This window comes from Burkholderia anthina (assembly GCF_001547525.1).
In the GTDB taxonomy this organism is placed as follows: Bacteria; Pseudomonadota; Gammaproteobacteria; order Burkholderiales; family Burkholderiaceae; genus Burkholderia; species Burkholderia semiarida.
On sequence record NZ_CM003768.1, the window covers coordinates 399259 to 417989 of the forward strand.

Annotated in this window: 16 protein-coding genes; 7 read left to right on the forward strand and 9 right to left on the reverse strand. The window is 67.7% G+C overall.

Annotation, left to right across the window (positions count from 1 at the left end; all coding sequences use genetic code 11):
- Nucleotides 1-34: 34 nt before the first annotated feature.
- The 5 genes from secF to queA form a co-directional block, all read right to left on the reverse strand.
- Nucleotides 35-985 carry a protein translocase subunit SecF gene (gene secF, locus WS64_RS01905; protein WP_059581175.1) on the reverse strand — a complete coding sequence of 317 codons (951 nt, stop codon included), beginning with the start codon at nt 983-985 and terminating at the stop codon, nt 35-37.
- 18 nt (nt 986-1003) lie between these two features.
- Nucleotides 1004-3022 (reverse strand): protein translocase subunit SecD, encoded by a 2019-nt coding sequence (gene secD / locus WS64_RS01910; RefSeq protein WP_059581177.1) that lies wholly within the window; start codon nt 3020-3022, stop codon nt 1004-1006.
- Between the two features lie 106 nt (nt 3023-3128).
- On the reverse strand, nt 3129-3452 hold the full coding sequence (yajC, locus tag WS64_RS01915; protein ID WP_006476868.1) for a preprotein translocase subunit YajC: 324 nt from the start codon (nt 3450-3452) through the stop codon (nt 3129-3131).
- 233 nt (nt 3453-3685) lie between these two features.
- Nucleotides 3686-4885, reverse strand: a complete 1200-nt coding sequence (gene tgt / locus WS64_RS01920) for a tRNA guanosine(34) transglycosylase Tgt (RefSeq protein ID WP_060965594.1) — start codon at nt 4883-4885, stop codon at nt 3686-3688.
- Between the two features lie 210 nt (nt 4886-5095).
- A complete protein-coding gene (queA, locus tag WS64_RS01925) occupies nt 5096-6163 on the reverse strand; it encodes a tRNA preQ1(34) S-adenosylmethionine ribosyltransferase-isomerase QueA (RefSeq protein ID WP_060965595.1) in 1068 nt (355 codons plus the stop codon).
- Nucleotides 6164-6330: 167 nt separating this feature from the next.
- On the opposite strand from queA, the gene recG reads away from it, so the two are divergent.
- The 7 genes from recG to ubiA all read left to right on the forward strand — a co-directional run bounded on the left by recG (nt 6331) and on the right by ubiA (nt 14495).
- Nucleotides 6331-8646, forward strand: coding sequence for an ATP-dependent DNA helicase RecG (recG, locus tag WS64_RS01930; protein WP_060965596.1), 2316 nt, complete (start codon nt 6331-6333; stop codon nt 8644-8646).
- A gap of 126 nt (nt 8647-8772) precedes the next feature.
- Nucleotides 8773-9732, forward strand: coding sequence for a LysR substrate-binding domain-containing protein (locus WS64_RS01935; RefSeq protein WP_006754461.1), 960 nt, complete (start codon nt 8773-8775; stop codon nt 9730-9732).
- Between the two features lie 393 nt (nt 9733-10125).
- Nucleotides 10126-10254, forward strand: coding sequence for a hypothetical protein (locus WS64_RS35465; RefSeq protein WP_269138936.1), 129 nt, complete (start codon nt 10126-10128; stop codon nt 10252-10254).
- A gap of 101 nt (nt 10255-10355) precedes the next feature.
- Complete coding sequence (katG, locus tag WS64_RS01940) at nt 10356-12542, forward strand: catalase/peroxidase HPI (RefSeq protein ID WP_060965597.1); 2187 nt, start codon at nt 10356-10358, stop codon at nt 12540-12542.
- A 102-nt stretch (nt 12543-12644) separates the two neighbouring features.
- The gene (locus WS64_RS34810; protein ID WP_167351603.1) at nt 12645-12815 is read left to right on the forward strand and encodes a hypothetical protein; all 171 of its coding nucleotides are present in this window, start codon (nt 12645-12647) and stop codon (nt 12813-12815) included.
- 120 nt (nt 12816-12935) lie between these two features.
- Nucleotides 12936-13424 (forward strand): non-specific DNA-binding protein DpsA, encoded by a 489-nt coding sequence (dpsA, locus tag WS64_RS01945; RefSeq protein ID WP_059574306.1) that lies wholly within the window; start codon nt 12936-12938, stop codon nt 13422-13424.
- A gap of 207 nt (nt 13425-13631) precedes the next feature.
- Nucleotides 13632-14495, forward strand: a complete 864-nt coding sequence (ubiA, locus tag WS64_RS01950) for a 4-hydroxybenzoate octaprenyltransferase (RefSeq protein ID WP_060965598.1) — start codon at nt 13632-13634, stop codon at nt 14493-14495.
- A 119-nt stretch (nt 14496-14614) separates the two neighbouring features.
- Here ubiA and proC read toward each other — a convergent pair whose 3' ends face one another.
- The 4 genes from proC to glcE all read right to left on the reverse strand — a co-directional run bounded on the left by proC (nt 14615) and on the right by glcE (nt 18632).
- Complete coding sequence (gene proC / locus WS64_RS01955; protein ID WP_060965599.1) at nt 14615-15427, reverse strand: pyrroline-5-carboxylate reductase; 813 nt, start codon at nt 15425-15427, stop codon at nt 14615-14617.
- A 53-nt stretch (nt 15428-15480) separates the two neighbouring features.
- Nucleotides 15481-16179, reverse strand: coding sequence for a YggS family pyridoxal phosphate-dependent enzyme (locus tag WS64_RS01960; protein ID WP_059642166.1), 699 nt, complete (start codon nt 16177-16179; stop codon nt 15481-15483).
- A gap of 130 nt (nt 16180-16309) precedes the next feature.
- Nucleotides 16310-17536 (reverse strand): glycolate oxidase subunit GlcF, encoded by a 1227-nt coding sequence (glcF, locus tag WS64_RS01965; RefSeq protein WP_059642162.1) that lies wholly within the window; start codon nt 17534-17536, stop codon nt 16310-16312.
- Nucleotides 17537-17543: 7 nt separating this feature from the next.
- Nucleotides 17544-18632 (reverse strand): glycolate oxidase subunit GlcE, encoded by a 1089-nt coding sequence (glcE, locus tag WS64_RS01970; RefSeq protein ID WP_059574301.1) that lies wholly within the window; start codon nt 18630-18632, stop codon nt 17544-17546.
- Nucleotides 18633-18731 lie beyond the last annotated feature (99 nt).

An 18731-nucleotide genomic window follows, 5' to 3' on the forward strand; every position in this document is an offset into this window, starting at 1 on the left:
CGGCCTTCGTATATCCGCCGAAACCGCGCAGCGCTCAAACCTGCGCGCCCGCGTTCGGATCGTCCGGATCGTGCGCGGTCTTCTTTTCCTTGATCAGGTCTTCGCGCTTGATGCCGAGCCACATCGCGAGCGAGCCCGCGACGAACACCGACGAATAGATGCCGAACATGATGCCGACCGTCAGCGCGAGCGCGAAGTAGTGCAGCGTCGGGCCGCCGAAGAAGAACATCGACAGCACCATCATTTCCGTCGACGTGTGCGTGATGATCGTACGCGACATCGTGGTCGTGATCGCGTGGTTGATCACTTCCTGCACGCTCATCTTGCGTTCGCGGCGGAACGTCTCGCGGATCCGGTCGAAGATGACGACCGACTCGTTGACCGAGTAGCCGAGCACCGCGAGGATCGCCGCGAGCACCGCCAGCGAGAACTCCCACTGGAAGTACGCGAAGAAGCCGAGAATGATCACGACGTCGTGCAGGTTGGCGATGATGCCGGCCACCGCGTACTTCCATTCGAAGCGGAACGACAGGTAGATCACGATGCCGATCACGACGCACGCGAGCGCGAGCAGACCGTCGGTCGCGAGCTCGCGGCCGACCTGCGGACCGACGAACTCGACGCGCTGCAGCGTGACGTCCGGGCTCTGCGCCTTCAGCGCGCCCATCACCTGGTCGCTCTGCTGCGCGGACGTGAGGCCTTCCTTCAACTGCAGGCGGATCAGCACGTTGCGCGACGTGCCGAAGTTCTGCACCTGCGCGTCGGCATAGCCGAGCTTGCCGAGCGTCGCGCGCACGGGTTCGAGCTCCGCGGCCTGCTGGTACTGCACCTCGATCACCGTACCGCCGGTGAATTCGACGGACAGGTGCAGCCCGCGGTGGAACAGGAAGAACACGGCGGCGAGGAACGTGACCAGCGAGATCACGTTGAACACCAGCGCGTGCCGCATGAACGGAATGTCTTTACGGATGCGGAAAAATTCCATGGCTTCGTCTCCGGGGCCTTATTGGGTCGAGCCCGGTTTCTTCGGCGACACGCCTTGCTGCGCGCGGTTGCGCAACTGCGGCTTGCCGGCGCGCGGCGCGTTGCCCTTTGCCGGGGCGGCGAGCTTCGCGGCGCGCGCGGTGTCGGTCGATTCGTCCGCGTCGGTGAACGACGCGGCGGCCGCGCCTTCCGGCTTCCACACCTGGCCGATCGCGAGCGACTTCAGCTTCTTGCGGCCGCCGTACCAGAGGTTGACGATCCCGCGCGAGAAGAACACCGCGGAGAACATCGACGTCAGGATACCGAGACAGTGCACGATCGCGAACGCGCGAACCGGGCCCGAGCCGAACGCGAGCAGCGCGAGGCCGGCGATCAGCGTCGTGACGTTCGAGTCGAGAATCGTCGCCCACGCGTGCGCGTAGCCGGCCTGGATCGCGAGCTGCGGCGGCTGGCCGGCGCGCAGTTCTTCGCGCACGCGCTCGTTGATCAGCACGTTCGAGTCGATCGCCATGCCGAGCGCGAGCGCGATTGCCGCGATACCGGGCAGCGTCAGCGTCGCCTGCATCAGCGACAGCACGGCGACGAGCAGCAGCAAGTTCACCGACAGGCCGATCACCGATACCACGCCGAACAGCATGTAGTACGCGATCATGAACACGGCGATCGCGCAGAAGCCCCAGATCACCGAGTGGATGCCCATCTTGATGTTGTCGGCGCCGAGGCTCGGGCCGATCGTGCGTTCCTCGATGATGTCCATCGGCGCGGCGAGCGAACCGGCGCGCAGCAGCAGCGCGAGATCGGCCGCGGCCTGCGGCGTCGGCTGGCCCGTGATCTGGAAGCGGTCGCCGAGCTCGGACTGGATCGTCGCGACCGTCAGCACTTCGCCCTTGCCCTTCTCGAACAGCACCATCGCCATCGGCTTGCCGATGTTCTCGCGCGACACCGTGCGCACCGCGCGGCCGCCCGCCGAATCGAGGCGGATGTTGACCGACGGACGCTGGTGTTCGTCGAAGCCGGCCGATGCGTCGATGATGCGGTCGCCGGTGAAGATCACGTCCTTCTTCAGCAGCACGGGCGCCTGGTTGCCCTGCGTGAACAGCTCCTCGCCCGGCGGCACGGGGTCGTTCGGGTTCGGGTGCGTGTTGATCGGATCGGCAAGGCGCGCCTCGAGCGTCGCGGTGCGGCCGATGATGTCCTTCGCCTTCGCGGTGTCCTGCACGCCCGGCAGCTCGACGACGATGCGGTCGCTGCCCTGCTGTTGCAGGATCGGCTCGGACACGCCGAGTTCGTTGACGCGGTTGTGCAGCGTCGTCAGGTTCTGCTTGAGCGCGGCGTCCTCGACGGATTTCTGCACGGCCGGCGTGAAGGTGCCGACCACCTGCGTGCCGCCGCCGCCGGGCTGCGTCGCCCATTGCAGCTCGGTGATCGACGCGGCGAGCACCTTGCGGGCATCTTCCGCCGTCTGCGCATCGCTGAAGTTGACGACCACGGACTGCTCGACGCGGCTCACGCCGCCGTCGCGGATGTTCTTGTCGCGCAGCAGCGCGCGTGCATCGGACGCGTCGGAGTCGAGCTTCTTCGTGAGCGCGCCCGTCATGTCGACCTGGAGCAGGAAGTGCACACCGCCGCGCAGGTCGAGGCCGAGATACATCGGCAGCGCGTGCAGCGCGGTCAGCCAGCGCGGCGACGCGCTCTGCAGGTTCAGCGCGACGACGTACTGCGGATCGTTCGGGTCGGTGTTCAGCGATTTCTGCAGCAGGTCCTTGACGCGCAGCTGCGTATCGGTGTCCTTCAGGCGCACGCGGATGTTCGCGCTGGTCGCCGTGTTCTCGAAGGTGATGTCGTCCGGCTTGATCTGCGCGGACGCGAGCGCCGATTCGACCTGGGTCAGCGTGGTCGAGTCGAGCTTGACCGTGGCCTTGCCGCTCGACACCTGCACCGCCGGCGCTTCGCCGAAGAAGTTGGGCAATGTGTACAGAAGGCCGATGGCGAGCGCCACGACCATCACGACATATTTCCAGAGTGGATAACGATTCATGAGGGGGCCGAACGGGTGGTTGGCGTGAAAGCGTCGCGTCCGGCGCCGCGGCGGCCCGCTCTCTCAGGCGGGCACGGCGCGGGGAGCCGGACGCTCGGTGAAGGCCTTACAGCGACTTGATCGTGCCCTTCGGCAGAATGGTCGTGACGGCAGCCTTCTGCACGGTGATTTCGGTGCCTTCGGCGATTTCGACGCCGATGTAGCCTTCGGTGACCTTCGTCACCTTGCCGACGAGGCCGCCGCTCGTGACGACTTCGTCGCCCTTCGCCATGGCCGCGAGCATGTTGCGGTGTTCCTTCTGGCGCTTCATCTGCGGACGGATCATGATGAAGTACAGCACCGCGAACATCAGGATGAGCGGCAGGAAGCTCATCAGGCTCGATTCGGCGCCACCGGCACCTTGCGCGAAGGCATTGGAAATGAACGGCACGTTGGTCTCTCCGTAGGGGAAGATCGAAAAATAAGCCGGTTATTCTACCACCGGCCCCATGCGCAAACGGCGCGGCAAATGCGCTTTCGGATCAAGCTGTTAAAGCATGATCCGATACCATTGCGGCTTGTTTGGAAAGGCAATTGTAATGTTTGGCGGTCGCGACCGGTATCGGGATCGCTCAATTTAGTACGCGTCCTATGCGGCGGGCTGTGATGCGGGCAGTCGGCCCGTCAGTCGACCCCTCTCGCCCGATCCTCCGCGAAGCGCTGCCGGAATGCGTCGAACGTATGCGTTTCGATCGCGTCGCGGATCTCGCTCATCAGTTGCAGGTAGTAGTGCAGGTTGTGGATCGTGTTGAGCTGCGCGCCGAGGATTTCGCCGACCCGGTGCAGGTGATGCAGGTAGCCGCGCGAGAAGTTCTGGCACGTGTAGCAGGTGCAGGTCGAATCGAGCGGCTTCAGCGAGTTCTTGTGCGTCGCGTTGCGGATCTTCACGTCGCCGAAGCGCGTGAACAGCCAGCCGTTGCGCGCGTTGCGGGTCGGCATCACGCAGTCGAACATGTCGATGCCGTTCGCGACGCCGTCGACCAGATCCTCCGGCGTGCCGACGCCCATCAGGTAGTGCGGCTTGCTGGCCGGCAGCTTCGGGCCCACGTGCCGCAGCACGCGCATCATGTCTTCCTTCGGCTCGCCCACCGACAGCCCGCCGATCGCGAGGCCGTGGAAGCCGAGTTCCGAGAGGCCCGCGAGCGATTCGTCGCGCAGATCCTCGAACATCCCGCCCTGGACGATCCCGAACAGCGCGTTCGGGTTGCCGAGCCGGTTGAATTCGTCGAGCGAGCGCTTCGCCCAGCGCAGCGACATGCGCATCGAGTCGGCCGCTTCCTTGTGCGTCGTCGGCACACCGTTGGTCGCGTACGGCGTGCATTCGTCGAACTGCATCACGATGTCCGAGTTCAGCACCTTCTGGATCTGCATCGACACTTCCGGCGACAGGAACAGCTTGTCGCCGTTGATCGGCGACGCGAACGTGACGCCGTCCTCGGTGATCTTGCGCAGGTCGCCGAGCGAGAACACCTGGAAGCCGCCGGAGTCGGTCAGGATCGGCTTGTTCCAGCCCATGAAGCCGTGCAGGCCGCCGTGCGCGTCGATCGTGTCGAGGCCCGGGCGCAGCCACAGGTGGAACGTGTTGCCGAGGATGATCTGGGCCTTGATCTCGTGCAGCTCGCGCGGCTGGATCGCCTTCACGGTGCCGTAGGTGCCGACCGGCATGAAGATCGGCGTCTCGACCGTGCCGTGGTTGAGCTTCACGCGGCCGCGGCGCGCGTGGCCGTCGGTCGTCAGCAGTTCGAATTCGAGCCCGTTGGCGGGGCGGTCCTGCACGGGGGCGCTCGGATGAGCGTGCGTATTGTGGGATGAACCTTCGGTCATCGCGTCATTCTCCTTGCCACCGAAGAACAGTTCGGCGCATGTTGGAAACGCCGCCGGGCAGCCGGCGGCGGGGAAAGCGGGTGCGCGCCATCGTAGCGCGTACGGCGGGAAAACGGGGTAACAGCGCGAGGCGCGACCGCGAGGCGCGACCGCGAGGCGCGCAACGGCTGCTGGCGATCGCAGGCCGGTGCGTGATCGCGCACGCCGCGCTTACGCGCCCGGCGCCTCCGGCGTGTCGCGCCGCGTGAGCAGCATCGCGTCGCCGTAGCTGAAGAACCGGTAGCGTTCGGCGATCGCGTGCCGGTACGCGGCGCGGATCGTCTCGACGCCCGCGAACGCGGACACCAGCATCAGCAGCGTCGATTTCGGCAGGTGGAAATTCGTGACGAGCCGGTCGACCACGCGGAAACGGTAGCCGGGCGTGATGAAGATGTCGGTCTCGGCCTGCGTCGCCGCGAGCGCGCGGCCGGCTTCGTCGGCCGAGCGCGCCGCGGCTTCGAGCGCGCGCATCGACGTCGTGCCGACCGCGATCACGTTGCCGCCGCGCGCACGCGTCGCGGCGATCTTGTCGACGAGCGACTGCGGCAGGTCGTACCACTCGCTGTGCATCTTGTGCTCGGCGATGTTCTCGACGCGCACCGGCTGGAACGTGCCGGCGCCGACGTGCAGCGTCAGCGTCGCGCGCTCGACGCCCATCGCATCGAGCTTCTCCAGCAGCGGCTGGTCGAAATGCAGCCCGGCCGTAGGAGCTGCCACCGCGCCCGGGTTGCTCGCGTAAACCGTCTGGTAGCGCGTTTCGTCGGTCGCGTCGGGATCGTGCTCGATATACGGCGGCAGCGGCAGGCGGCCGTGTTGCTCGATCAGGTCGAGGCACGGCGCGGGAAAGTGCAGCGTGAAGAACGGCTCGACACGCTCGCCGACCGTCACGTCGAACGCATCGGCCAGACGCAGCGTCGTGCCGGCGCCCGGCGACTTGCTCGCGCGGATCTGCGCGAGCGCCGTGTGCGTGCCCGTCACGCGCTCGATCAGCACCTCGATCCTGCCGCCGCTGGCCTTCTGGCCGAAGAAACGCGCCTTCAGCACCTTGGTATCGTTGAACACGAGCAGGTCGCCGGGCGCGATGCACGCCGGCAGCTCGGTGAAATGGCGGTCGACCAGGCGGGCGGGCTCGACGGTGCCGTCCACCTCGAGCAGGCGGCTCGCGGTGCGGTCGGGCAGCGCGGTTTGTGCAATCAGCTCGGGCGGCAGATTGAAATCGAAATCGGAAAGCGTGAACATGCGGGCTGGTTCGAAGCGGCCGGCGGGCGTCGCCGGCAGGGCGGAAACGCGTAATCGGGGCGCGCGAGCCGCTATGATGACGGGATGCGCGGCCTGGCCGGCGTCGTTCGTTCGGACGACGTGAAAGCCGCTATTGTACTTGCCTTGCGAAGCACCCAGACGATCCGATGCCTGTGTCACCACGCCGTTCCCCCGCTGCCGTCGCCGATTCCGCCGATCCGTTCGACGCAGACGATGCCGGCTCGTTAGCGCCGCCCGCAGCGGGCCCCGGCGCGCGCCGCGCCGGCCCGAAGCGCGGCGCCGACGGCCGGCTCGCGCAGCCCGCGGCGGCCGCGCCCGAGGCCGACGGCGCCGCCGCCGCGAGCGACGAAGCAGGCGCGGCCGGCGCGAAGCGCAAGAAGAAGCCGGCCGCCGACAAGCCGGTGAAAACCGCCGACAAGCTCGCGAAGCTCGGCCTCACGCGTTCGATCGATCTCGTGCTGCATCTGCCGATGCGCTACGAGGACGAAACCACGCTCACGCCGATCGGCGAGCTGTTGCCGGGCGGCATCGCGCAGACCGAAGGCGTCGTGTTCGACAACGAGGTCGCCTACCGGCCGCGCCGCCAGCTGGTCGTGAAGATCCAGGACGACGACGGCGAGCAGCTCGTGCTGCGCTTCCTGAATTTCTACGGGTCGCAGGTCAAGCAGATGGCCGTCGGCCAGCGGCTGCGCGTGCGCGGCGACGTGCGCGGCGGTTTTTTCGGGATGGAGATGGTGCATCCGGCCGTGCGCGTCGTCGAAGCCGACGCGCCGCTGCCGCAGGTGCTCACGCCCGTCTACCCGAGCACGGCCGGCGTATCGCAGGCGTACTTGCGCAAGGCGATCGAGAACGCGGTCGAGCGCACGCCGCTGCCCGAACTGCTGCCGCCCGAGATCCAGCGCGATTACCTGAAGCCGCTCGACGTGCCGACGCTCGAGCAGGCGGTGCGCATCCTGCACCATCCGCGCGTCGATTCCGACGAAGCCGCGCTGATGGACGGCTCGCATCCGGCGTGGACGCGCATCAAGTTCGAGGAGTTGCTCGCGCAGCAACTGTCGCTCAAGCGGGCGCACGAAGAGCGCCGCACGCGCGCCGCGCCCGCGATGCCGCGCCGCGGCGCGAGCGATGCCGATGCGCTGACGACGCGTTTCTACGCGGCGCTGCCGTTCACGCTGACCGGCGCGCAGGCGCGCGTCGTCGACGAAATCGCGCACGACCTCACGCTCGCGCACCCGATGCAACGCCTGCTGCAGGGCGACGTCGGCAGCGGCAAGACGGTCGTCGCCGCGCTGGCCGCCACGCAGGCGATCGACGCCGGCTACCAGGCCGCGCTGATGGCGCCCACCGAAATCCTCGCGGAGCAGCACGCGCGCAAGCTGCGCGCGTGGCTGGAGCCGCTCGGCGTGAAGGTCGCGTGGCTCGCGGGCAGCCTGAAGGCGAAGGAGAAACGCGCGGCGATCGAGGCGGCCGCGCTCGGCACCGCGCAGCTCGTGATCGGCACGCACGCGATCATCCAGGATACGGTCGAATTCGCGCGGCTCGGCCTCGTGATCGTCGACGAGCAGCACCGTTTCGGCGTCGAGCAGCGTCTCGCGCTGCGCGCGAAGGCGGCGAATGCGGCCAACGGCGCGCGCGACTTTCAGCCGCACCAGTTGATGATGTCGGCCACGCCGATCCCGCGCACGCTCGCGATGACGTACTACGCGGACCTCGAGGTGTCGACGATCGACGAGCTGCCGCCCGGCCGCACACCCGTGCTCACGCGCCTCGTCGGCGACGCGCGGCGCGACGAGGTGATCGCCCGCGTGCGCGAGGCCGCGCTGACCGGGCGCCAGGTGTACTGGGTGTGCCCGCTGATCGAGGAGAGCGAGACGCTGCAGCTGCAGACGGCCGTCGAAACCTACGAGACGCTCGCCGCCGCGCTCCCCGAACTGAAGGTCGGCCTCGTGCATGGCCGACTGTCGCCGGCCGACAAGGCGGCCGTGATGGACGCGTTCACGCGCAACGAAGTGCAGCTGCTGGTCGCGACGACCGTGATCGAGGTCGGCGTCGACGTGCCGAACGCGTCGTTGATGGTGATCGAGCACGCGGAGCGCTTCGGCCTGGCGCAGCTGCACCAGTTGCGCGGCCGTGTCGGGCGCGGCACCGCGGCGTCGGTGTGCGTGCTGCTGTACACCGGGCCGCTGTCGATCGCCGGTCGCGAGCGGCTGAAGACGATGCGCGAGACGACCGACGGCTTCGAGATCGCGCGGCGCGACCTCGAAATCCGCGGGCCGGGCGAATTCCTCGGCGCGCGCCAGTCGGGCGCGGCGATGCTGCGCTTCGCGAACCTCGAGACCGACGGCTGGCTGATCGACCCGGCCCGCGAGGCCGCGGCGCGGCTGATTGCCGCGTATCCTGAGGTCGTCACGCAGCATCTGGCGCGCTGGCTCGGCGCGCGCGAGCAGTACCTGAAGGCCTGATCCACCGGCTCGGGGCCGGATCGAACGCCACCGATCGACGCATCGCGATGCAGAGAAACTTGGCGAACCGGTGCCAACAGGTGTATAAATTAAACCTATCGCCTGTATATCTCTGATTGACCCACAATGACGCTGACTGAATTGAAATACATCGTCGCAGTCGCGCGCGAGCGGCATTTCGGCCGTGCGGCCGAAGCGTGCTTCGTGAGCCAGCCGACGCTATCGGTGGCGATCAAGAAGCTCGAAGACGAGCTCAACGTGCAGATTTTCGAGCGCGGCGCGAGCGAAGTGAGCGTGACGCCGATCGGCGACCAGATCGTCACCCAGGCACAGCGCGTACTCGAGCAGACTTTCGCGATCAAGGAGATCGCGAAGCAGGGCAAGGACCCGCTCGTCGGCCCGTTCCGCCTCGGCGTGATTTACACGATCGGGCCGTACCTGCTGCCGACGCTCGTCAAGCAGATGATCCAGCGGGTGCCGCAGATGCCGCTGATGCTGCAGGAGAACTACACGCTGAAGCTGCTCGAACTGCTGAAGCAGGGCGAGATCGACGCCGCGATCATGGCGCTGCCGTTCCCCGAAACCGGCCTGATGGTGCGCCCGCTGTACGACGAGCCGTTCGTCGTCGCGCTGCCGGCCGGCCACCCGTGGGAGAAGCGCGACGAAATCGACGCCGAGGACCTGAAGCAGGAAACCATGCTGCTGCTCGGCAACGGCCACTGCTTCCGCGATCACGTGCTCGGCGTGTGTCCGGAACTGATGCGCTTCTCGCAGACGGCCGACGGCATCCAGAAGACCTTCGAGGGCTCGTCGCTCGAGACGATCCGCCACATGGTCGCGAGCGGCGTCGGCATCACCGTGCTGCCGCGGATGTCGGTCGCCGAGATCGGCCCGCGCGCGAACGGCCCGGATGCCGAGCTGTTGTCGTACGTGCCGTTCAACGAACCGGTGCCGGACCGCCGCGTCGTGCTCGTATGGCGCAAGAGCTTCACGCGGATGCCGGCGATCGACGCGATCAGCGACGCGATTGCCGCGTGCGAGCTGCCCGGTGTCGCGAAGCTCGACATGCCGGCCACGATGAACTGACGCGCCTTCTGCATGCGTGTGTGGCAGCGTGATGAACGGGGTCGTGCGACCCCGTTTATTTTTCCCTATCAAATAGATGAAATTTATTAAATTCAAATAATTGATAGATTTATATAGAATCCTCACCATGGATCGGCATCGAGCCGACGTGCGGGATGCACGTTGAATGCAAGCGTCAAAGGAGGATGTCATGATGCGGTCGGTATTGCAGCACGCGCAGTGGAACGTCCCGTCGCGCGGGACAGTCGTGCATCGCGCCAGGGCGGCGGTTCGCAGCCTGCGTCCGATTGCATTCGCGTACCTGGCGGATCGTGTGTATGGCGGATGAGTGCCGCCCCGCGCCGGTCCTGTGTTCCCCGATTCACCCGCCGTCAAGCCATGACGGAGCATCGCATGTCCGATACCGGAAAAAACACCCGCCTCGCCGGCACGACGGCAGCCGGCGACCGCTTCCCCGAGCGCCCCGCCTGCGGCGCGCGACAGCGGGAACGCGTGCGGAAGGCCGCGCACGACGTCCGGTAGCGCGACAGGAGAACCCGCCCGTTCTGTTTCTTACCCCCCGCAATGCTCCACGAACCGCGCCCGGCACGTGGGGGCCTACGAGCAAGTAAAGGAGAAAAAGCATGTCGAACGAAACGAAGTGCCCGTTCAACCACACCGCAGGCAGCGGCACGACGAACAAGGACTGGTGGCCGAATCAGCTGAACCTGAACGTCCTGCATCGGCATTCGGCGCTGTCCGATCCGATGGACCCGGATTTCGACTATGCCGAGGCGTTCAAGAAGCTGGACCTCGCCGCGGTGAAGCAGGACCTGCACGCGCTGATGACGACCTCGCAGGACTGGTGGCCGGCCGACTTCGGCCACTACGGCGGCCTGTTCGTGCGCATGGCGTGGCATAGCGCCGGCACCTACCGCACGGCCGACGGCCGCGGCGGCGCCGGCGGCGGGCAGCAGCGCTTCGCGCCGCTCAACAGCTGGCCGGACAACGTCAGCCTCGACAAGGCCCGCCGCCTGCTGTGGCCGATCAAGCAGAAGTACGGCCGCAACATTTCGTGGGCCGACCTGCTGATCCTGACCGGCAACGTCGCGCTCGAATCGATGGGCTTCAAGACCTTCGGCTATGCCGGCGGCCGCGTCGACACGTGGGAGCCGGACGACGTCTACTGGGGCTCGGAAAAGATCTGGCTGGAACTGAGCGGCGGCCCGAACAGCCGCTACACCGGCAAGCGCGAGCTCGAAAGCCCGCTCGCCGCGGTGCAGATGGGCCTCATCTACGTGAACCCGGAAGGCCCGGACGGCAACCCCGACCCGGTCGCCGCCGCGCACGACATCCGCGAGACGTTCGCGCGCATGGCGATGAACGACGAGGAAACGGTCGCGCTGATCGCGGGCGGCCACACGTTCGGCAAGACGCACGGCGCCGGCCCGGCCTCGAACGTCGGCCCCGAGCCGGAAGCCGCGGGCCTCGAAGAGCAGGGGCTCGGCTGGAAGAGCACGTTCGGCACGGGCAAGGGCAAGGACACGATCACGAGCGGCCTCGAAGTCACGTGGACGTCGACGCCGACGCAGTGGAGCAACGATTTCTTCAAGCACCTGTTCAGCTACGAGTGGGAGCTCACGAAGAGCCCGGCCGGCGCGCACCAGTGGGTCGCGAAGGATGCCGACGAAGTGATTCCCGATGCGTACGACGCGTCGAAGAAGCATCGCCCGACGATGCTGACGACCGACCTGTCGCTGCGTTTCGACCCGGCCTACGAAAAGATCTCGCGCCGCTTCTACGAGAACCCGGCCGAGTTCGCCGACGCGTTCGCACGCGCATGGTTCAAGCTCACGCACCGCGACATGGGCCCGCGCTCGCGCTATCTCGGCCCGGACGTGCCGGCGGAACACCTGCTGTGGCAGGACCCGATCCCGGCCGTCGATCACCCGCTGATCGACGCCGCCGACGTCGCCGCGCTCAAGGCGAAGGTGCTGGCCACCGGCCTGTCGGTGTCGCAGCTCGTGTCGACCGCATGGGCGTCGGCGGCGACGTTCCGCGGCTCGGACAAGCGCGGCGGCGCGAACGGTGCGCGCATCCGTCTCGCACCGCAGAAGGACTGGGAAGTGAACCAGCCGGCGGCGCTCGCGGCGGTGCTCGAAACGCTCGAAGGCGTGCGGAAGGCGTTCAACGATGCGCAGACGGACGGCAAGAAGGTGTCGCTGGCCGACCTGATCGTGCTGGCCGGCGCGGCGGGCGTCGAGCAGGCGGCGAAGAACGCGGGTGTCGCGATCACGGTGCCGTTCGCGCCGGGCCGGATGGATGCGTCGCAGGAAGAAACCGACGTCGACGCGATGGCCGTGCTCGAGCCGGTGGCGGACGGGTTCCGCAACTACCTGAAGCACGCGTACAAGACGCCGGCCGAGGCGCTGCTGGTCGACAAGGCGCAGTTGCTGACGTTGACGGCGCCGGAGATGACGGTACTCGTCGGCGGCCTGCGCGTGCTCGGCGCGAACGTCGGCGACTCGAAGCACGGCGTGTTCACCGATCGTCCGGGCACGCTGACGAACGACTTCTTCGCGAACCTGCTCGACATGGGTACGGAGTGGAAGCCGGTGTCGGGCGCGAACGACGTGTTCGAGGGGCGCGACCGTGCGACGGGCGCGGTCAAGTGGACGGGCACGCGCGTCGACCTGATCTTCGGCTCGCACTCGCAGTTGCGCGCGCTGGCCGAGGTGTACGGCAGCGCGGATGCGAAGGAGAAGTTCGTGCGCGACTTCGTCGCCGCCTGGAACAAGGTGATGAACCTCGACCGCTTCGATCTCGCGTGAACCCGGCCGCATCCTGATGTGGTGATGCAGTAACGTGAAGCGGCCGGTCGAACGACCGGCCGTTTCTTCTCTGAACGATGTCTTGTCGAAGGAGTGACGACCATGACCCAGATGATGCTCAACGTGCGCGCCGCGGCGTCGCCCATTCTGCGATCGCCGGTCGAGCTGGCGCGTTACGCCGTTGGCTTCGCGATCGTCGTCGGCGGGGCGGCGGAACTGGTCTCGCAGGCGCTGCACGCGCTCGGGCCGTTCATGTCGATCGCCGGCGGTTGAGTGCGGTGACGCCTTCGCGACGTTAAACTGGCGAGTCGCGAACGGATGCCGCGCGACGCGGCATGCGGCTTGCTCGACGCATTTTCGCCGGTTCAACATTTCGAATGAGGAGTCTCGAAGATGGCCAAGAAAGGCAACGCCACGCAAATCAACATCGGTATCAGCGACAAGGACCGCAAGAACATCGCGGACGGCCTGTCGCGCCTGCTTGCCGATACGTTTACGCTGTACCTGAAGACCCACAATTTCCACTGGAACGTGACCGGACCGATGTTCAACACGCTGCACCTGATGTTCGAGGAGCAGTACAACGAACTGTGGCTCGCGGTCGATTCCGTTGCCGAGCGCATTCGCACGCTGGGCGTCGTCGCGCCCGGCACGTTCGCCGATTTCGCGAAACTGTCGTCGGTGCCCGAAGCGAAGGGCGTGCCGGCCGCCGAGGACATGATCCGCCAGCTCGTCGAAGGGCACGAGGCGGTCGTGCGCACCGCGCGCGAGATCTTCCCGATCGCCGACGCGGCGAGCGACGAGCCGACCGCCGACCTGCTGACCCAGCGCCTGCAGACGCATGAAAAGACCGCATGGATGCTGCGGTCGCTGCTCGCGTAAGCTTCGCGCTGCCGCGGACTTCAGGCCGGCCCGATGCCGGCCGGTCTTGAATCTGTCCCCGGATCGATGCGTGCGACCGTGCGGCCACGCGCGGCGGGCCTCGGCGGCCAGCCGGCCCGCCTCGGCCGCTGGCCGCGCGTCGCGCCGACATGACGCGGAGCACCGCTCGGCTCTAAAATGCCGGGATTCCCTTCCCGGTGCTTGACCATGCTTGCCCGCTTCCCCCTGTATCTGCGGCTCGTCCGGATGGACAAGCCGATCGGCAGCCTGCTGCTGCTGTGGCCGACGCTCAACGCGCTGTGGATCGCATCGGACGGCCACCCGCGCTGGCCGCTGCTCGTGATCTTCGTGCTCGGCACGCTGCTGATGCGCTCCGCCGGCTGCGCGATGAACGACTACGCCGACCGCGATTTCGACCGCCACGTGAAGCGCACGGCCGACCGGCCGCTGACGTCGGGCAAGATCCGGGCGTGGGAAGCCGTCGCGATCGCGGTCGGGCTGTCGTTCATCGCGTTCCTGCTGATCCAGCCGCTCAATACGCTGACGAAGGAACTGTCGGTCGTCGCGCTGTTCGTCGCCGGTTCCTATCCGTTCATGAAACGCTTCTTCGCGATTCCGCAAGCGTATCTGGGCATCGCGTTCGGCTTCGGCATCCCGATGGCGTTCGCGGCCGTGCAGGACACGGTGCCGGTACTGGCCTGGGTGATGCTGGTCGCGAACATCTTCTGGTCGGTCGCGTACGACACCGAATATGCGATGGTCGATCGCGACGACGATATCAAGATCGGCATCCGCACGTCGGCGCTGACGTTCGGCCGCTTCGACGTCGCGGCAGTCATGCTGTGTTACGCGGTGACGCTCGGCATCTACGTGTGGATCGGCGTGACGCTGGGTTTCGGCCTCGTGTACTGGGCGGGCTGGGCGGCGGCGGTCGGCTGCGCGCTGTATCACTACACGCTGATCAAGGATCGCGAACGGATGCCGTGCTTCGCGGCGTTCCGCCACAACAACTGGCTCGGCGGCGTGTTGTTCGCGGGCATTGCCGTGCAGTACGCGCTGGCGGCGGTCTAGCGATACATCTCGACGATGAAGAGAAGCGGCCCAACAAGGCCGCTTTTGTTCGATCCGTTGAGAACCACGTATTGGGTGGCGACGGTCGGGGCGTGTCCGCCGATTGCAATCGGCTACGGCTACGCGCGGCCGAGCTCGTCGCCCATTTCCTTCGCGCGCGCTTCGGCCGCGAGCGCGCCGCGCACGATTGCTTCCTTCACGCCCTGCGCGTCGAACGCCGCGAGCGCGGCGGCCGTCGTGCCGCCTTTCGACGTCACGCGTTCGCGCAGCACGCTCGCCGGTTCGCCCGACTGCGCGGCGAGCTGCGCGGCGCCGGTGAACGTCGCGACCGCGAGCGCTCGGCCCTGCTCGTCGTTCATGCCGAGGCGGCGCGCGGCTTCCTGCAGCGCTTCGATGAAATAGAACACGTACGCGGGGCCGCTGCCCGAAATCGCGGTGACCGCGTCGAGCTGCGATTCGTCGTCGAACCATACGATCTCGCCGACCGCGCCGAGCACGCTCGATGCGAGTTCACGGCCCGCGGCGTCGACGCCCGGCAGCGCGGCCAGGCCCGTGACGCCCATGCCGACCAGCGCGGGCGTGTTCGGCATCGTGCGCACGACGCGCGCGTAGCCGCCGAGCCAGCGGGCGAGATCCGTGCCGCGGATGCCGGCCGCGATGCTGATCACGAGCTGCGATTTCAGGTGCGGCGCGAGCGCCTGCGCGACGTCGTGCAGCACCTGCGGCTTCACCGCGAGCACGATCGCGTCGTAGTCGGCGAGCGTCGCGTCGACGGTCGCGCCGGTGCGCACGCCGAATTGCTGCGCCGCGCGCGCGCGGACGTCGTCGTTGATGTCGATGGCATACAGGCCGTCCGCGGCGACGCCGCGCTTGATCAGGCCGCCGATCAGGGCCGCGGCCATGTTGCCGCCGCCGATGAATGCGATTTTCATGATGTCGGGAATGAGCGAGTGAATGAACGGAAAGGCGGAAAAGGGCGCGGCGTTCAGTGCGCGTAATCGCGCGCGCCGAAGATCGCGGTGCCGATGCGCACGATCGTCGCGCCCTCGAGCACGGCCGCCTCGAGATCGGCGGACATGCCCATCGACAGCGTGTCGAGCGGCAGGCCGTCGGCGCGCAACGCGTCGAACAGCGCGCGCAGCGCGCGATGCGGCGCGCGTTGCGCGGCCGTGTCGCCGGCCGGTTCGGGAATCGCCATCAGCCCGCGTAGCCGCAGGGACGGCAGCGCGGCGACCGCCCGCGCGACCTCCGCCACGTCGGCCGGCGCGACGCCGCTTTTCGACGCCTCGCCGCTGATGTTCACCTGCACGCACACGTTGAGCGGCGGCAGGTGGGCGGGGCGCTGCTCGGACAGGCGCTGGGCGATCTTCAGCCGGTCGACCGAATGGACCCAGTCGAAGCGCTCGGCGACGGGGCGCGTCTTGTTCGATTGCAGCGGCCCGATGAAATGCCATTCGAGGCTCGCGCGCAGATCGGCGAGCGCGTCGATCTTGTCGATCGACTCCTGCACGTAGTTTTCGCCGAACGCGCGCTGCCCGGCCGCATGCGCGGCGCGCACGTCGTCGGCCGGAAACGTCTTCGACACGGCGAGCAGCGAGACGGTGGCGGGGTCGCGGCCGGCCGCGCGGGCGGCGTCGGCGATGCGGCGGTGAACGGAGTCGAGACGGGCGGCGAGATCGGACATGACGGGCACGAAAGCGGGCACGGAGGCAGCACGGAAGCGGGTATGAAGCCGATGCGCGGCGACGCGCCGCGCATCGATCCGCTCATTATACGGACGGCGCGCGCCGGCACGTCGCGCGCGTGAACAGGCCCTAACCGTACAGCAGATGCTCGACGAGCTGGACCCAGTGGGCGACCGGCACCTGCGTGCCGCTTTGCAGATGCGCGATGCAGCCGATGTTGCCGGACACGATCATCTGCGGCTCGAGCGCTTGCAGCTTCAGCAGCTTCTGCTTGCGCAACCGGTACGACAGCGACGGCTGCGTCAGCGAGTAGGTACCGGCCGAGCCGCAGCACAGGTGGCTGTCGGCCGGCAGCCGCACGTCGATGCCGAGCGTCTCCAGCAGGCGCTCGACCTTGCCGCGCGACTGCTGGCCGTGTTGCAGCGTGCACGGTGGGTGATAGGCGACCGTATGGATCGCGCGGCGCCGCGCGATCGTCGCGAGCTCGGCCTCGAACGCGAGCAGCACGTCGGAGATGTCGCGGGTCAGCGACACGATGCGCTGGGCCTTCTCCGCGTAGGCCGGATCGTCGCGCAGCAGGTGCGCGTATTCGAGCACCGTCGCGCCGCAGCCCGACGCGTTCATCACGATCGCCTCGACGCCCTGTTCGACGTGCGGCCACCACGCGTCGATGTTGCGGCGCGCGTCGTCGAGCGCCTCGTCGTGATAGTTCAGGTGCAGACGGATCGCGCCGCAGCAGCCCGCGTCGGGCGCGACGACCGTCTCGATGCCGAGCGCGTCGAGCACGCGTGCGGTCGCGATGTTGATGTTCGGCAGCATCGACGGCTGCACGCAGCCGCCGAGCATCAGCATCTTGCGCGTATGCGTGCGGTGCGGCCATTCGAGCAGCCGCGTGCGCGGCGGCACCTTGTCGCGCAGCCGCTTCGGCAGCAGCGGCCGCACGTGCTGGCCGAGCCGCATCACCGGCGAGAACAGCGCCGCGTTCGGCACGACGCTCGCGAGCACGCGGCGCATCAGTCGCTGCTGCGCGGGGCGCTGCACCTGCGCCTCGACGTGCTTGCGGCCGATCTCGACGAGCCGGCCGTACTGAACGCCGGACGGGCAGGTCGTCTCGCAACTGCGGCACGTGAGGCAGCGGTCGAGATGCTGTTGCGTGCTGCGCGTGACGGCGGCGCCCTCGACCATCTGCTTGATCAGGTAGATGCGGCCGCGCGGGCCGTCGAGTTCGTCGCCGAGCAGTTGATAGGTCGGGCAGGTCGCGGTGCAGAACCCGCAGTGCACGCACTTGCGCAGGATCGCGTCGGCCTCGTCGCCGTCGGGTGTGTTGCGGATGAAATCGGCGAGGTTCGTTTGCATCCAGCCCTCAGAGTTCAGGGTAAAGCCGGCCGCGATTGAAGATGCGCGCGGGATCGAACGCGCTCTTCAGCCCGCGGTGGATCTTCATCATCGGCGCGGGCAGCGGCGTGAACACGCCCGCGCTGCGGTCGTAGGTGTCGCCCGCGCGGAACAGCGTCGCATGGCCGCCGGCCTGCTTCGCGCTCATGCGCACGGTTTGCGCGTCGGCGTCGGTGATCCACCAGCGCTGCGCGCCGCCCCATTCCATCAACTGGGTGCCGGGCAGGTGCATCGGTTCGGTGATCGACGGCAGCGACAGGCGCCACAGCGCATAACCGGGCGGGATGCCGTTGAAGAACGGATCGGTGTGTTCGCGCACGCCGGACCAGAAGCGCTCGGCCTCGACCGCGTCGACGACCTCGCCGCCGAGCAGCGTTTTCGCGGATTTCACCGCGGCTTCCGCGCCCGACAGGCGCAGCACGAGCGTGCCGTTGCGCCACGCGCTCGCGCTGACGGGCAGCGGATGGCCGCCCCATTCGTTGAGCTTGCGCACCGCGTCGGTCGCGGTCATCTCGAACTTAAGCGTGACTTCGGCGACGGGCATCGGCAGCACCTTGATCGACAGGTCGAGCATCAGCCCGAGCGTGCCGAGCGCGCCGGCCATCAGCCGCGACACGTCGTAGCCGGCGACGTTCTTCACGACCTGCCCGCCGAAGCGCAGCATGTCGCCGCGGCCGTTCATCAGCGTGACGCCGAGCACGAAATCGCGCGGGGCGCCGCAGGTGGCGCGGCGCGGGCCCGCGAGCCCGGCCGCGACGCAGCCGCCGACGGTGGCCGCGCGGCCGAAATGCGGCGGCTCGAACGGCAGCATCTGGCCGCACTCGGCGAGGACGGTTTCAAGCTGCGCGAGCGGCGTGCCCGCGCGGACCGTGACGACGAGTTCGGCCGGGTCGTATGACACGATGCCCTGAAACGCACGCGTGTCGAGTATTTCGCCCTCGAGCGCCTGGCCGTACCAGTCCTTGGTGCCGCCGCCGCGAATCCGCAGCGGCCGGCCGTCGGCACTGGCGGCGCGGATGCGCTCGGCCCATCCGGCGACGATGTCGTCCTCTTCCATGTTCCGTTGCTTTCTCGTCTCGTTGTCCGGTCGATTGTACCGGGGTGGCGCGATTGCACATCGCGACTATCCCTAAGCCCCATCGCGGTTGCGGCACGC

Excerpts from the sequence above, each read along its gene's own strand:
- secF (WP_059581175.1), bottom strand. The coding sequence starts at position 985 with ATGGAATTTTTCCGCATCCGTAAAGACATTCCGTTCATGCGGCACGCG.
- secD (WP_059581177.1), bottom strand. The coding sequence starts at position 3,022 with ATGAATCGTTATCCACTCTGGAAATATGTCGTGATGGTCGTGGCGCTC.
- tgt (WP_060965594.1), bottom strand. The coding sequence starts at position 4,885 with ATGACCGAAGGTTCATCCCACAATACGCACGCTCATCCGAGCGCCCCC.
- queA (WP_060965595.1), bottom strand. The coding sequence starts at position 6,163 with ATGTTCACGCTTTCCGATTTCGATTTCAATCTGCCGCCCGAGCTGATT.
- recG (WP_060965596.1), top strand. The coding sequence starts at position 6,331 with ATGCCTGTGTCACCACGCCGTTCCCCCGCTGCCGTCGCCGATTCCGCC.
- WS64_RS01935 (WP_006754461.1), top strand. The coding sequence starts at position 8,773 with ATGACGCTGACTGAATTGAAATACATCGTCGCAGTCGCGCGCGAGCGG.
- WS64_RS35465 (WP_269138936.1), top strand. The coding sequence starts at position 10,126 with ATGTCCGATACCGGAAAAAACACCCGCCTCGCCGGCACGACGGCAGCC.
- katG (WP_060965597.1), top strand. The coding sequence starts at position 10,356 with ATGTCGAACGAAACGAAGTGCCCGTTCAACCACACCGCAGGCAGCGGC.
- WS64_RS34810 (WP_167351603.1), top strand. The coding sequence starts at position 12,645 with ATGACCCAGATGATGCTCAACGTGCGCGCCGCGGCGTCGCCCATTCTG.
- dpsA (WP_059574306.1), top strand. The coding sequence starts at position 12,936 with ATGGCCAAGAAAGGCAACGCCACGCAAATCAACATCGGTATCAGCGAC.
- ubiA (WP_060965598.1), top strand. The coding sequence starts at position 13,632 with ATGCTTGCCCGCTTCCCCCTGTATCTGCGGCTCGTCCGGATGGACAAG.
- proC (WP_060965599.1), bottom strand. The coding sequence starts at position 15,427 with ATGAAAATCGCATTCATCGGCGGCGGCAACATGGCCGCGGCCCTGATC.
- WS64_RS01960 (WP_059642166.1), bottom strand. The coding sequence starts at position 16,179 with ATGTCCGATCTCGCCGCCCGTCTCGACTCCGTTCACCGCCGCATCGCC.
- glcF (WP_059642162.1), bottom strand. The coding sequence starts at position 17,536 with ATGCAAACGAACCTCGCCGATTTCATCCGCAACACACCCGACGGCGAC.
- glcE (WP_059574301.1), bottom strand. The coding sequence starts at position 18,632 with ATGGAAGAGGACGACATCGTCGCCGGATGGGCCGAGCGCATCCGCGCC.